The sequence below is a fragment of the Streptomyces olivaceus genome, from assembly GCF_000721235.1.
GTDB classification, from domain to species: domain Bacteria; phylum Actinomycetota; class Actinomycetes; order Streptomycetales; family Streptomycetaceae; genus Streptomyces; species Streptomyces olivaceus.
This window is the reverse complement of sequence record NZ_JOFH01000165.1, coordinates 1-291: the sequence shown is the minus strand read 5'-3', so window position 1 is coordinate 291 and position 291 is coordinate 1. Positions and strand designations below refer to the sequence as shown.

The 291-nt window shown below is 65.6% G+C and carries 1 pseudogene; it reads left to right on the top strand.

Annotation, left to right across the window (positions count from 1 at the left end):
* Positions 1 to 291 (top strand): annotated as a pseudogene (locus IG94_RS0138275) (DUF6531 domain-containing protein); the annotation flags it as partial.

The following is a 291-nucleotide window of genomic DNA, read 5'->3' as shown; positions in this document are numbered from 1 at the left end:
CGTGACGAGGCGGCGCGGGACGCGAAGAACAAGATCGACGAGGCGTCGGACGCGGGGATTCAGAACCGGTCGTGGTGGGAGGACATCGGGGACTGGTTCTCTGACAACTGGGATTCGATCGTCGCGGTCTGCAAGGTGGTCGTCGCGGTCGTCGGTATCGTCGCGATGATCATCGGCGGCCCGATCCTGGGCGCGATCGTGCTGGTCGCGGCGCTGGTCGTGCTCGCGGACACGTTGTACAAGTACAGCAAGGGCCAGGCGTCGCTATGGGACGTGGGACTGGCCGCACTG